This is a genomic window from Frankia canadensis, from assembly GCF_900197875.1.
In the GTDB taxonomy this organism is placed as follows: Bacteria; Actinomycetota; Actinomycetes; order Frankiales; family Frankiaceae; genus Frankia; species Frankia canadensis.
This window is the reverse complement of record NZ_FZMO01000100.1, coordinates 1-13,121: the sequence shown is the minus strand read 5'-3', so window position 1 is coordinate 13,121 and position 13,121 is coordinate 1. Positions and strand designations below refer to the sequence as shown.

Sequence of the window (13,121 nt, the reverse complement as noted above, 5' to 3'; positions counted from 1 at the left end):
TCGGCACATTCACCCAAGCCGTCTTCGTCCTGGAACAGGAAGGAATCTAAAAAAATTAACTTTGAAAATGCTCAGTGGAAGAGTGTCCGAACCACCTTTCGTTCGCGTCCGCGTCGTCGCCTGGGCGATTCGACCCTGATTCCCGGGTGTGTGATGACGGCCAGTGTCATGCCGCCGTCGGCCGCTGAAGCCGACGCCATCGAGGGCTCCGCACCGATCCGGGTCCTCGTGGTAGACGATCACGAGCTGTTTCTCCAGGGTCTGCAGACCGTGCTGGAGATCGAGGAGGACATCAGCGTCGTCGGTCAGGCCGGGGACGGCCAGGAGGCGCTGACGATCGCCGCCGGCACGCTGCCGGACATCGTTCTCATGGACGTCCGCATGCCCGGGCGTGACGGGATCGCCGCCGCCGGTGCGATCCGGCGCGCCGTGCCCCGTACCCGAATCGTCATGCTGACCGTGTCGGACGAGGAGTCCGACCTGTTCGAGGCGATCAAGGCCGGCGCGGTCGGATACCTGCTCAAGTCGATTCCGCCGCACGAGGTGGCCGACGCGGTCCGGGCCGTGCACAACGGGCAGAGCCTCATCAGCCCGTCGATGGCCTCGAAGCTGATGGTGGAGTTCGCGACGATGGCGCGGGGCACGGAGGACCGCCCGCGCGCGCACGCGCCGCACCTCACCGCCCGCGAACTCGAGGTGCTCAAGCTGGTCGCGGAGGGTCGCGCCAACCGCGAGATCGCCCGCAAGCTGTTCATCAGTGAGAACACGGTGAAGAACCACGTACGGAACATCCTCGACAAGCTCCAGCTTCATTCGCGGATGGAAGCCGTGATGTACGCGGTCCGTCAGGGCCTGTTCGACATCGAGTGATCACGAACTGACCTGGCGGGGCGTCCGCCCCGGTCCGAGCTGGTCCGGGCTGGTCGGCGTGGCCGCCGCGCGCGATCCCTGATGAGAGATCGCGTTCCGCGGAACGCTCCGCGGTCTGTCGCCCGGCGCGGCGGGTCCCCACGCTCTCCCTGATTCGGCGTGCCCTCCGTCGGCGCGCCCGCGCGGTCGTCATCGGCGCGCCCGCGCGCGGTCGTCATCGGCGCGCCCCGCGCGGTCGTCATCGGCGCGCCCCGCGCGGTCGTCGACCGCTGTTCGCTGGGAGCGATCAACCTCGGGAACAAGCGTAGGCTGAGATGACTTCAGTGGGATTGACTCAACTTCCTCACGTGAGGGTGGACCACATGGCTCAGACCCGGGTGTTGCCCGTCCTGCCGCTCGACGACGCCGTCGTCCTGCCCGGCATGGTGGTGTCCCTCGACCTGTCCGACGACGAGACCCGAGCCGCTGTCGACGCCGCCCGCGCGGGTGGCGCACCCGGCGCTTCGGACGCCCGGGCGCCGGGGATCTCCAGTCGCTCCGGCGGTCGCCCGGCGGAGGTGCTGCTCGTCCCGCGTGTTGATGGGCAGCTCGCCGAGGTCGCGGCGGTGGGCGTGGTCGAGCAGGTCGGCCGGCTGCCGCGGGGTGGCTCGGCGGCGGTCGTGCGGGGCACGGTCCGAGTCCGGGTCACCGCCGTGCGCGCGGCCCCCGAGGGCTCCGACCCGACTGGCTCGACGGTGCGGTGGGCGGAAGCGGTCGAGGTGGCGCAGGCCGGCCAGGAGCAAGCCGCCCGACCGGCGCAGCCCAGCGCATCCACGTCGTCCGACGGTGGTGGGCGGTCCGACGGTGGTGGGCAGTCCGCCGCCGCGCCGGCCGGCGAGGTCGCCGATGTCGATCGGCTGGCCAGGGAGTACCGCGCGCTCGTGACCGACCTGCTGCGCCAGCGCGGCGCCTGGCAGGTCGTCGACTCCGTCGCCACGATCACCGATCCCGGCGCGCTCGCCGACACGGCGGGCTACGCCGCCTACCTGACCACCGCGCAGAAGATCGAACTGCTCGCCACGCCGGACGTCGCCACCCGCCTGGAGCGGCTGCTGGCCTGGACCCGGGATCACCTCGCCGAGCTGGACGTCGCCGAGACGATCCGCCGTGACGTCCAGGAGGGCATGGACCGCCAGCAGCGTGAGTTCCTGCTGCGCCGCCAGCTGGAGGCCGTCCGCAAGGAGCTGGCCGAGCTGGACGGCCCCGGCGCGGACGGCGAAGGCGCGGCCGGCTCGGAGCCGGCGGCCTACCGGGCCCGCGTCGAGGCGGCGGACCTGCCCGAGAAGGTGCGGGCCGCGGCTGTCAAGGAGATCGACAAGCTGGAGCGCACCGCGGAGTCCTCGCCCGAGGGCGGCTGGATCCGCACCTGGCTCGACACCGTCCTCGATCTGCCCTGGAACGTCCGCGCGGAGGACTCCTACGACATCGCCGCCGCCCGGGCCGTCCTCGACGCCGACCACGCGGGCCTGGCGGACGTCAAGGAGCGGGTGATCGAGCACCTGGCCGTGCGGCGTCGCCGTGCCGACGCGGGGCTCGGCGTCGTCGGCGGCCGGCGCGGCGGGGCCGTGCTGGCCCTCGCCGGCCCGCCCGGCGTCGGCAAGACGTCGCTCGGCGAGTCGATCGCGCGGGCCATGGGCCGGTCGTTCGTCCGGGTGGCGCTCGGCGGCGTGCGCGACGAGGCCGAGATCCGCGGCCATCGGCGCACCTACGTCGGCGCGCTGCCCGGCCGGATCGTCCGGGCGATCCGCGAGGCCGGGTCGATGAACCCGGTCGTCCTGCTCGACGAGGTCGACAAGCTCGGCGCCGACTACCGGGGCGACCCGACCGCCGCGCTGCTGGAGGTGCTCGACCCGGAGCAGAACCACACCTTCCGCGACCACTACCTGGAGGTCGAGCTCGACCTGTCCGACGTGCTGTTCCTGGCCACCGCGAACGTCCTGGAGGCGATCCCGGCGCCGTTGCTCGACCGGATGGAGATCATCCGGCTCGACGGCTACACCGAGGAGGAGAAGGTCGTGATCGCCCGCGACCATCTGCTGCGCCGCCAGCTCGACCGGGCCGGACTCGCCGCCGGGGACGTGACGGTCACCGACGACGCGCTGCGGGCGCTCGCCGGCGAGTACACCCGCGAGGCGGGCGTGCGTGACCTGGAGCGGTCCATCGCCCGCCTGCTGCGCAAGATCGTGGCGCGGGTGGCGCTCGGCGAGTCCACCCTGCCGGTCGCGGTCGGCGCCGGCGACCTCACGGGCTACCTCGGCCGGCCCCGGCACACCCCGGAGTCGGCGGAGCGCACGGCGCTGCCGGGCGTGGCGACGGGCCTCGCCGTCACGGGAGCCGGCGGTGACGTGCTCTTCGTCGAGGCGTCCCTCGCCGACCCGGAGACCGGTGGCGCCGGCATCACGCTCACCGGCCAGCTCGGCGACGTGATGAAGGAGTCGGCGCAGATCGCGCTGTCCTACCTGCGCTCGCACGGCGTGGAGCTCGAACTGCCCGTCGGGGACCTGGCCGACCGCGGGGTCCACGTGCACGTTCCCGCCGGGGCGGTACCCAAGGACGGGCCGAGCGCCGGCGTGACGATGACGACGGCGCTGGCGTCCCTGCTGTCCGGCCGCCCGGTGCGCGCCGACGTCGCGATGACCGGGGAGGTGTCCCTGACCGGCAGGGTGCTGCCGATCGGCGGGGTGAAGCAGAAGCTGCTCGCCGCCCACCGCGCCGGCCTCACCACCGTGCTGCTGCCCCAGCGTAACGGGCCGGACCTGGACGACGTGCCCGCGCCGGTCCGTGACGCCCTCACCGTCCACCTGGTGACCGACGTCCGGGAGGTCCTCGAGCTGGCGCTGGAGCCGGCGTTCGAGGCCGACCGGGGCGGGCGGACCGCGGGCGCCTCGGGCCGCTCTCCGACAGCGCTGGCGGCCTGAGCCCATCCGGGCCGGGCTGGCGTATCCACCTCGCCGGCCCGGCCCGGCCCGGCCCGGTCCGGTGGCGCGGGGCAACGGACAGGGCGGACGCCGACCGCGGACAGTCGCGGCGGGATACGGCCGCGTACGGCTGGCAAGCGACACGCCGTGGACGAGGTAAACAGCATGTGACCGGGGCGCACGAGACGCGGATCACGGCTACGGTCGGGGCGTGGATCGTGGCCGCTGTCTTCGGCAGGAGCGCATCGCACAGCAGCGCATCCTGGGGCTCAGTCGACGAGGGGTGCGTCAACGACCGCGAGACAACCGCGGCCCCGCGCATCTCCCGAGCCGGCCACCCGGCAGACGGCGCCGCAGAACACGCTGACCTGGCTCGCCGGCCCGGATGTCAGCCCCACGCCGCCAGCGGTGTCCGGCCGCGCCGGCGTCACCTCCGACCCGGTGAGTGTCGTCACGCGCCGACCCGTTAGAGTAATCGGATCCCCGTGCCGGCACGGCGAAGGGACCGGACGAGGTGGACGCGCTCAGACGCGGATGGGTCGGCCTGGCGCTGTTCTCCGCGGCGCTGGTGCTCATGCCCATCCTGGTCTTCAGTTACGACAAGAGTGACCAGTCCGGCACCCGCATGGATCCGACGGTCCTCGCCACCTTTCCGGGTGCCCTGGGAAGCCCGCTCGACCCGGCGTCCAGCCCGTCCCCCAATCCGGGCGGACTCCGCTTCATCGGGGTGAAGGACGGCGAGACGATCTCGGGTTTCCGGCTCATCCAGGTCGAGGCGGCCAGCTACACCGGCCCCCTCGAGTACGTGCTCAACGGCCCGATCCAGACCTACGACATGCCGGTGGCCCGACCGCCCTACATCTTCTCGGTGGCGTCGGGGGGCTGGCAGACCACCGAGGTACCAAACGGCCAGTACACCCTGACCGCCATCCCGACCGAGGCGGCCTACAACCAGATCTCCGTGACGTTCACGGTGAGTAACTCGTTGGGTCAGACTCGTTGATATTCGTCCCCGCCCGGGGGGCCACTCGGCTCCGTGGCCGGGGGTGCGCGTGACGGTGCGCGCCGCAGACCTTAGTGTCAGCGGGATGGATCGTCTGGTGTGGATCGACTGCGAGATGACGGGCCTGGACGCCACGTCGGATCTGCTGCTGGAAGTGGCCTGCCTGGTTACGGACAGTGAGCTAAATCTGCTCGACGAGGGCGTGGACCTGGTGATCTCAGCACCCGACGACGCCCTCGACGCGATGGTGCCCATCGTCCGCGAGATGCACGAGACGTCCGGCCTGACCGCCGCCGTCCGCGCGTCCACGCTCACCCTCGCCGAGGCGGAGAAGATCGTACTCGACTACGTCCGCGCCCGTGTACCCGAGGCGCGCAAGGCGCCCCTGTGTGGCAACTCGATCGCCACCGACCGCACCTTCCTCGGCCGGTACATGCCGACGCTCGACGCCCACCTGCACTACCGCATGATCGACGTCTCCTCGATCAAGGAGCTGGCCCGCCGCTGGTACGTGCGCACGTACTACGCCGCGCCGGTCAAGCGCGGCGGCCACCGCGCCCTCGCCGACATCCAGGAGAGCATCGAGGAGCTGCGCTACTACCGGCAGGCCCTGTTCGTCCCCGCGCCCGGCCCCGGCACCGAGCAGGCCCGCGCCATCGCCGCCGAGGTTCGCGCCCAGACCGACGCCCTCGCCGCCGCCCGCGCCGAGGCCGCCGCCCCACCCGCGCCCCCGACCCCGACCGCGAGCGCGAGCCCCAACGCAACGTGACGCCCACATCACCGGTAACCCGCTTGCCCACACGGTGACATCGCCCGGTACGATGGCTTCGCTCGGTAGGACGCTCCAGGCGGTACCTCCGGGACTCACGCCGGTAGGCGCGGCTCGCGAGCCGTGATCGCCGGACTGTCCCGGGTGCGCCGGCGGTGCGGAAGCCGGTCGCGGTGGGTGTAGCTCAGCAGGTAGAGCACCGGGTTGTGGTCCCGGTGGCCGCGGGTTCAAGTCCCGTCACCCACCCCACAGTTCCTGTGCTGTTGCCAGGATGAGGCCTAGCCGGCCTGCCGGCGATCCCGAGCACGCGATCGTGGCTGGCTTGGCAGTGACACAGGCTCACCAGGCGATGCCATGAGCCACGAACCGTCGCGCCGGCGGCGTTTGCTGGCGCAGGGGTGGCTATAGATCCCGGCATGGCTGGGATGAGGCGACGGCGTCGGCGGCCGGGGGAGCCGGCGGCGGACGCGTGGCCCGGAGGTGGGGTTGCACGAGGCGGCCCGCGCGGCGGGCAGCGGATCGTCTCGCCGGGCCGCCGGGCCGCCGGGCCCGCCCGATCGCCGGGCCGCCTGGCCTGCCCGAGCCCGGGACGTGCCCCGCCTGGCAGGGCGCCGAACAGGAAACGCGGTGACGGAAGCGGGCGCGTCACGGCGCCGCGCGTTTCCGGCGGGGTTATGGCCCGCCTCGGGGCGGGCCCGGGCGGGATAGCGCAGGGGACCTCCTCTGCGTCGCCGGCGGACTACAATTCGGCGCAGTGATGCTCGCGGCGCTGCGCGGGGTCTCGTGTGCGCGGCGTCGGAAACCGCTTTGACGCGGGCTGGGGTTATCGGTTTTCCCCGGCTCGCCGGCTCCTGGTCCGGGGACTGGCCGCGGAGCCGCGGACACGAAAGGAGTCGGTGTGCGCCTGTTGACAAGGCTGATGCGGGAGTTCGGCGGAGACGAGGGGAATCACCTGCTCCGCCTCGCGGGCGTTGCCGTCGCCGCGGAATCCGGCCTCGCCCACGCCGGCCCAACCGCGGTGAGGGCGGTGGAAACGACGCCGGCACCAGCGTCGGCCCAGGCCACCTCCGATTCCTGCAATGCGGCCGGTGACGGCACCGCCCACCCCGCGCGGCGGACTCTGGTCTGAGTATGCCGTCCACGACTCGCCCCCGTTCCCGCCCCGCCGGCCACGGTCACGTACGCCGGTTACGGGTGCGCGCCGCTCATCTGGCCGGATCGACCAGGGCCGCCCAGAACTTCTGGCGGCTGCCGGAGCGGGATCTCGCCCGGCTGCTCGTGCTGACCGGGCAGATCGACCGCCTCGAACTGAAGGTGACCGTCCCGCCGTCGGACCAGGAGGCCACCTGCGTCGCGCTCGGGCTCGTCTTTCCGCGGACGCCCGCACAGCACGTCTACTATCTCGACACCCCCGACCGGGCGCTGCATCGTGACGGGGTGATCCTGCGGGCCCGCCGCATTCCCCGCGGCCCGGATGACTCCGTGGTGAAACTTCGGCCGTTGGTTCCCGGCGAGCTGCCCGCCCGGCTGCGCGATCGCCGGGATCTCGTCGTCGAGGTGGACGGAATGCCCGGCCAGTACGTCTGCTCCGGGGCGATCAAAGCGCGCCGTGACGCGAAGAACGTGAAGCGCGCGGTCGACCAGCGGGGCCCGTTGCGAGCGCTGTTCACGAAACCGCAGCTGCGCCTGCTCGCGACCCGGGCGGACAATATCGACGTCAACGAGCTCATGCTTTTCGGCCCGGTCCTGGCGTATCGACGCAGGATTCGGCCGGATGGCTTTGACGGTCGTCTCCTCGCGGAGCGGTGGGTCTATCCGGACGGCTCGCGGATCCTCGAGCTGTCCACCCGCTGCGCTCCCGGTGAGGCCCTGCGCACGGCCGCCGGCACCGCCGCCCTGATGCGCCGGCACGGCATCGACCTCACCTGGCCGCAGCAGACCAAGACCCACGTCACCCTGGACTTCTTCGCGCGGCAGCACCGCGCGGCCCGGCCGCCTACGGGGTGAGCACGACCTTGACGCAGTCCTCCAGCTTCTTCTGGAAGATCTCGTAGCCGTGGGGCGCGTCCGCGAGGGGGAGCCGGTGGGTCGCGAAGGTCTCGACGCCGAGGACGTCGGCGTCGGTCAGCAGCGGCAGGATCTGGTCGGTCCACCGGCGGACGTGCGCCTGCCCCATCCGTAGCTGCACGCCCTTGTCGAACAGGTCCATCATCGGCATCGGGTCGACCTCGCCGCCGTACACGCCGGACAGCGACACCGTCCCGCCGCGGCGCACCGCCCTGATCGCCGTGTGCAGCGCGGCCATCCGGTCCAGGCCGTACCGCTGCGCCAGTGGTCGGGCGAGCGAGTCCGGCAGCAGACCCACGGCGGCCTGCGCGGCCTTCCCCAAGGGCGCGCCGTGCGCCTCCATGCCCACGGCGTCGATCACCGCGTCCGGCCCGCGCCCGTCGGTGAGCCCGAACAGTCGCGCGGCGATGTCGCCTGGATCGTCGACGTCGAGGACGTCGGCTCCGTGCCGCGCCGCCAGGTCCATCCGGGCCCGCACGCGGTCGACCCCGATCACCCGCACCTCGCGGGGTGTGGTCGCCCGGATCCCGCCCGCGCCGACATGCCGGGCGAGCCGGACGCACATCTGGCCGACCGGGCCCAGTCCGAGCACGGCCAGCGTTCCGCCGTCGGGGACGTCGGCGTAGGCGACGGCCTGCCAGGCGGTCGGCAGGATGTCGGACAGGTAGAGGAAACGCTCGTCGGGTGGCCCCGGCGGCAGCTTCACCGGCCCGAACTGGGCCTGCGGGACGCGCAGGTACTCGGCCTGCCCGCCCGGGACAGCGCCGTAGAGGGAGGTGTAGCCGAACAGCGCGGCACCCTTGCCGGTGTCGCGGACCTGGGTCGTCTCACACTGCGCGTACAGGGCGCGATCACACATCCAGCAGTGACCGCAGGAGATCGTGAACGGCACCACCACCCGGTCGCCGGGCCGCAGGTTCGCCACCTCCGCCCCGACCTCCTCCACCACGCCCATCGGTTCGTGGCCGAGGATGTCCCCGGGACGCAGGAACATCCCGAGCACCTCGTAGAGATGCAGGTCCGAGCCGCAGATCGCGGTGGAGGTCACCCGGATGACCGCGTCCGTCGGCTCCGTCACCCGCGGGTCGGGCACATCCTCCACCCGCACGTCCCGCCGGCCCTGCCAGGTCAACGCCCTCATCACCCTCACCTGCTCCCGATCGCCGCCGCGGGCCTCGTCCGCCACGGGTATGCCTCAGGCGTGGACTACCCCCGCATGGGTCCGCGACCCCTGCGCGTGCCCGTCCTCTGCCACGCCTGCGGCGGGAAGAATCGTCAGGGCACGCTCGTTCCAACAGGTAGTTGCACGAGCAATCAGAAGCGGCCGGCCGACCTGGTCGGCCGAGCGCACAGCCAGGAGGACGACATGCCCGCCGTCACCGCCGACACCGTCCATCTGCCCCGGCTGGGGACGCCCGGCCTCGGCGACGTCGACCGGCCGGTCCGCTCGATCACGACCGCGCCGAGCGGATCCGAAGGGGAGGGATTCCCGGTCCGCCGCGCGTTCGCCGGCGTCCGTCTCGCCGACCTCGACCCGTTCATCCACATGGACCAGATGGGGGCCGTCGACTACGGGCCCGGCGAGCCCAAGGGCACCCCGTGGCATCCGCACCGCGGCTTCGAGACCGTCACCTACATGATCGACGGCATCTTCCAGCACCAGGACTCGCACGGCGGCGGCGGCCTCATCACCGACGGCGCGACGCAGTGGATGACCGCCGGCGCCGGCATCCTGCACATCGAGACGCCGCCGGAGGACCTGGTCGTGCGCGGCGGGCTGTTCCACGGCATCCAGCTGTGGGTGAACCTCCCGGCCAGGGACAAGTTCACCCCGCCGGCCTACCAGAACCTCGAGGCCGGCCAGGTCGTGCTCGCCGCGTCGCCGGACGGCGGCGCCCTGCTGCGGATCATCGCGGGCGAGGTAGGCGGGCAGCGCGGGCCGGGCTCGACGCACACGCCCATCTCCGTCGTGCACCTGACGGTGGCCCCGGGGGCGACCGTGCACGTGCCGTGGAACCCGGAGTTCAACGCGCTCGCCTACATCCTGGACGGACGGGGCGCGGTGGGCCCGGCCGCGGCCCCGATCCACTCCGGCCAGCTCGCGCTCCTCGGCGCCGGTGATCTCGTCACCGTGGCCGCGGACGCCCGGCCGGATTCCGCGACCGGTGCGCTGGAGGTCCTGCTGCTCGGCGGTCGCCCGATCCGCGAGCACGTCGAGACGTACGGGCCGTTCGTCATGAACACCCGCGCGGAGCTGGCCCAGGCCGTCGAGGACTTTCAGGCCGGCCGCCTCGGCGTGATCCCCGACGGCGCCCTCATGCCCCACCGCCCGGCCTGACCCGCCGCGTCCCAAGCCCGGCCGAACCCGGCCGAACCCAGCTGAACCCGCCGCCGAGACCCAGCCCGGCCGGCCCGCCGGCCGGGCTGTCCGGGTGCCGTCGCCTGGCGGACAATCCGCGGTGAAGGCTTCCGGAATGGCGTCCGCGAGAATGAGGACAGTATGCTGGATTCGTGTTCGGACGCATGATGTCCGGGTGCCCGGCGACGACGTAGCGCCTTCGCCGGCCGGCGGCGGTCAGGTGACCGAGGGGGCGTCGTGTTGCAGGAGACCGGACCGGAGAACGAGTCCACCGCAGGCCCGCGGCCGGGGCGGATGCAATGGCCGCCGGCGAGTGTTCTCGGCCGGGTTCCCGAGAGCGCCCGGGCGGACATTCTTCAGCTCGGCACCTACCGTGAATTCGCCAGTGAGGACGTCCTCATGCGGGAGGGCGACCGCACGAACTTCGTCGTCATCCTGCTGACCGGCTGGGTCAAGGTCACCGCCACCACGGAGAACGGGGGATTCGCGCTGCTCGCGATCCGCCACGGCGGCGACCTCATCGGCGAGCTCGCCGGGCTGGACTCCGAGCCGCGCTCGGCGACCATCACGGCGGCCGGGGCGGTGCTCGCCAAGGTCGTCGCGGCGGACGCGTTCGTCGCCTTCCTGCATCGCCAGCCCGACGTCCACCAGGTGGTGAGCAGCACGATCGGGGCGAAGCTGCGCTCGGCGACGCGCCGACGGGTGGAGTTCGGTGGCTGTTCGGTGGCGGTCCGTGTCGCGCGGGTCATTCTGGAACTCGAACGGGCCTACGGGGGATCCACGCCGGACGGGCGGCGTCGCGTCGGTGTCGCCCTCACCCAGCCCGAGCTCGCCGCCCTGGTCGGGGCCGCCGAGCCGACGGTGCACAAGGCGCTGCGCGAGCTGCGCCACCGTGGGGTGCTGGCCACCGGGTACCGCGCCATCGTGATCCAGGACCTCGAGGCGCTGCGGCGCGCGGCAAACCCGTAGGAATACGAGGCACCCGGCCCGCCCCATCGCGACACTGAAACCCCGTGGCCCTGACCGCGGAGGTGTGAACGTGAGCGAAAGACCACCGGGAATCCGCCGGATATGCATCGCACTGACGGCCGAGCGGACCGGGGACGCGGCGCCCGGCGGGCCACGGTCACGCCGCTGGGCCCGGGATCTCGACGCCGTCATCGAACGCGCGCGGCGACTCGGCGAATGCGACCGGGCATACTGGCTGCGCCCGCCGGACGGCGGGGGTGAACTCGCGCTGCTGCCGCCGGGAATCGACGAGGGCCGTTTCGTCGCCGCTTTCGCCGGGGAAATCCGCGCGGTACTCGCCGAGCGTAATGCGGGGGCGGCGGCGCCGGCCCGACTGCGGTTGCGGGTGGCCCTGCACCAGGGCATCACCCACCTGGACGAGCACGGCTTCTCCGGCCGCGCCGTGCGCAGGGTAGTCGAGCTGCGGGACTGCGCCGCGCTGCGCGCCGAGTTCGTCCGCCGGCCGGCCGCCGACCTCGCCCTCGCCGTGTCCGCGGAGCTGTTCGACGACGTCGTCGAGCACGACTACCCGGGGCTGCGCGGGCGGGACTTCCGCCGGGCCCGGACGGGGCTGGCGGCGGGGCGACGCGCCGAGGTGTGGCTGCACGCGGAGGCGTCCTCACCGACGGTGCCGCTGGCGAACGCGGCCACCACGACGTCCCGGCCCGCGGCGCCGCGTCCGGGCCCGCTCACCACGGCCGCCGCCGGCGCCGGCCGGGTCGGGGCCGCCCGGCTCGCACTCGTCCCCGACTGACGGTTCACGCGCGACCAGGCAGCGGCTGCCCCCGCCGCGTGCTCGGGCAGACTGGCGGGGTGCTGCGACATGTGACGGCGGTGCGGTACGCGACACCGCTGCGGGAGGGCGGCAGCCTGCCCGGGCTGATGGAGGGCGACGACCTCGGCACCTGGGTGGTGAAGTTCCGCGGGGCCGGGCAGGGGCCGAAGGCGCTGGTCGCCGAGGTGGTCGTCGGGGAGCTCGCGCGCGAGCTGGGGATGGACGTCCCCGAACTCGTCGGTGTGCAGGTCGATCCCGAGCTCGGCCGCACCGAGCCCGACCAGGAGGTCCAGGACCTGCTGCGGGCCAGCGCCGGGCTCAACCTCGGCATGGACTACCTGCCCGGCTCGATCACCTTCGACCCGCTGGCCACCGAGGTGGCGGGCGAGACCGCCGCGCGGGCGCTCTGGCTGGACGCGCTCACCCTCAACGTCGACAGGTCGTGGCGCAACCCGAATCTGCTGGTCTGGGGCGGGCGGCTCTGGCTGATCGACCACGGCGCCGCGCTGTACCCGCACCATGACTGGGCGAGCGCGGACGCGGCGGTGGCGCGGCCGTTGCCCGGCGTCGCGGATCACGTCCTGCTGCCGCTGGTCGCCGCCGCCGCGGGCGCGTTCACCGCGGCGGACGAGGCGCTCGCGGCCCGCGTCGACGCCGAGCTGCTCACCGCGGTCGTCGACCGGGTGCCGGACGCCTGGCTCGACGTGCCCCGCGTCCGCTACGTCGACTGGCTGCTCGGGCGGCTGGCGGCGCGGGCGGCCTGGCGGGACCCCGTTCTCGCGGCGCTCGCCGAGGCGACGGCGCCACCAGCGCGAGCCGGCGGCACGACCGCGGGCGGCGGCAGCGCCAGCGGTGCGCGTGGCGCGGCGCGGCCGGGGGCGGCGGGACACTCGGGGCGGCCGGACTGGCTGCGCGCCGGGGACTGGCTGCGCACCGGCGGGCGGGCCGCCACGGGAGACGGCGATGCGTGAGCTGTTCGAGTACGCGGCGATCCGGGTGGTGCCGAGGGTCGAGCGCGGGGAGTTCGTGAACGTCGGCGTCGTCCTGTACTGCCAGCGTGCGCGCTACCTTGACCTGCGCTGCCGGCTCGACGAGACCCGCCTCGCCGCCCTCGACCCCTACCTCGACGCGGACGCCGTCGTCGCGCACCTGGCCGCCTTCGCCGCGGTGTGCACCGGCGAAGTCTGGACGACCGTGCTGCGCGGCGCGGTCAGCCACCGGAACCGCTCCCCCGGGGCGAGCCGCCCCGCCGGGCCCGCCGCCGCGTCCGCGCTCGCCCAGTCATGGTGCGGGTACAGCGCGGCGCCGTGGTC

General features: G+C 73.2%; 12 protein-coding genes, 1 tRNA gene and 1 pseudogene. 11 read left to right on the top strand and 3 right to left on the bottom strand.

Going from position 1 to position 13,121, the window contains the following annotated elements:
* Positions 1 to 153 precede the first annotated feature (153 nt).
* Together C1A33_RS10240 and lon are read left to right on the top strand one after the other, a co-directional pair.
* The gene (locus tag C1A33_RS10240; RefSeq protein ID WP_101831279.1) at positions 154 to 870 is read left to right on the top strand and encodes a response regulator; all 717 of its coding nucleotides are present in this window, start codon (positions 154 to 156) and stop codon (positions 868 to 870) included.
* A gap of 362 nt (positions 871 to 1,232) precedes the next feature.
* Entirely contained in the window at positions 1,233 to 3,827 is a 2,595-nt protein-coding gene (gene lon, locus C1A33_RS10235; RefSeq protein ID WP_101831283.1) for an endopeptidase La, read from the top strand.
* Positions 3,828 to 4,096: 269 nt separating this feature from the next.
* Here the strand turns inward: lon and C1A33_RS35655 are convergent, their stop codons facing one another.
* On the bottom strand, positions 4,097 to 4,282 hold the full coding sequence (locus C1A33_RS35655; protein WP_101831278.1) for a hypothetical protein: 186 nt from the start codon (positions 4,280 to 4,282) through the stop codon (positions 4,097 to 4,099).
* A 59-nt stretch (positions 4,283 to 4,341) separates the two neighbouring features.
* Here C1A33_RS35655 and C1A33_RS10225 point away from each other — a divergent pair, with 59 nt between their 5' ends.
* The 4 genes from C1A33_RS10225 (at position 4,342) to C1A33_RS10205 (ending at position 7,606) form a co-directional block, all read left to right on the top strand.
* Complete coding sequence (locus C1A33_RS10225; protein WP_101831277.1) at positions 4,342 to 4,830, top strand: hypothetical protein; 489 nt, start codon at positions 4,342 to 4,344, stop codon at positions 4,828 to 4,830.
* 97 nt (positions 4,831 to 4,927) lie between these two features.
* Entirely contained in the window at positions 4,928 to 5,599 is a 672-nt protein-coding gene (gene orn, locus C1A33_RS10220; RefSeq protein WP_243407389.1) for an oligoribonuclease, read from the top strand.
* Positions 5,600 to 5,772: 173 nt separating this feature from the next.
* Positions 5,773 to 5,848, top strand: a tRNA-His gene (locus tag C1A33_RS10215).
* Between the two features lie 945 nt (positions 5,849 to 6,793).
* Positions 6,794 to 7,606 (top strand): CYTH domain-containing protein, encoded by an 813-nt coding sequence (locus tag C1A33_RS10205; protein ID WP_101831274.1) that lies wholly within the window; start codon positions 6,794 to 6,796, stop codon positions 7,604 to 7,606.
* Here the strand turns inward: C1A33_RS10205 and C1A33_RS10200 are convergent.
* Positions 7,596 to 8,852, bottom strand: coding sequence for a zinc-dependent alcohol dehydrogenase (locus tag C1A33_RS10200; RefSeq protein WP_243407388.1), 1,257 nt, complete (start codon positions 8,850 to 8,852; stop codon positions 7,596 to 7,598). The genes C1A33_RS10205 and C1A33_RS10200 overlap by 11 nt on opposite strands.
* Before the next feature lie 180 nt (positions 8,853 to 9,032).
* On the opposite strand from C1A33_RS10200, the gene C1A33_RS10195 reads away from it, so the two are divergent.
* From C1A33_RS10195 to C1A33_RS10175, 5 genes and pseudogenes are all read left to right on the top strand, one after another.
* Entirely contained in the window at positions 9,033 to 10,004 is a 972-nt protein-coding gene (locus C1A33_RS10195) for a pirin family protein (protein WP_101831273.1), read from the top strand.
* A gap of 315 nt (positions 10,005 to 10,319) precedes the next feature.
* Positions 10,320 to 10,994: a Crp/Fnr family transcriptional regulator gene (locus C1A33_RS10190; protein ID WP_101831281.1), complete on the top strand. Its 675-nt coding sequence runs from the start codon at positions 10,320 to 10,322 to the stop codon at positions 10,992 to 10,994.
* Positions 10,995 to 11,064: 70 nt separating this feature from the next.
* Positions 11,065 to 11,787 carry a hypothetical protein gene (locus C1A33_RS10185; RefSeq protein ID WP_133150631.1) on the top strand — a complete coding sequence of 241 codons (723 nt, stop codon included), beginning with the start codon at positions 11,065 to 11,067 and terminating at the stop codon, positions 11,785 to 11,787.
* A 59-nt stretch (positions 11,788 to 11,846) separates the two neighbouring features.
* Positions 11,847 to 12,779 carry a HipA family kinase gene (locus C1A33_RS10180; RefSeq protein ID WP_101831280.1) on the top strand — a complete coding sequence of 311 codons (933 nt, stop codon included), beginning with the start codon at positions 11,847 to 11,849 and terminating at the stop codon, positions 12,777 to 12,779.
* Positions 12,772 to 12,987, top strand: a pseudogene (locus tag C1A33_RS10175) (DUF3037 domain-containing protein); the annotation flags it as partial. The gene C1A33_RS10180 and the pseudogene C1A33_RS10175, both read left to right, overlap by 8 nt.
* On the opposite strand, the gene C1A33_RS10170 reads toward C1A33_RS10175, so the two are convergent.
* Positions 12,927 to 13,106: a DUF3037 domain-containing protein gene (locus tag C1A33_RS10170; protein WP_243407390.1), complete on the bottom strand. Its 180-nt coding sequence runs from the start codon at positions 13,104 to 13,106 to the stop codon at positions 12,927 to 12,929. The pseudogene C1A33_RS10175 and the gene C1A33_RS10170 sit on opposite strands and share 61 nt — an antisense overlap.
* Positions 13,107 to 13,121: the final 15 nt, after the last annotated feature.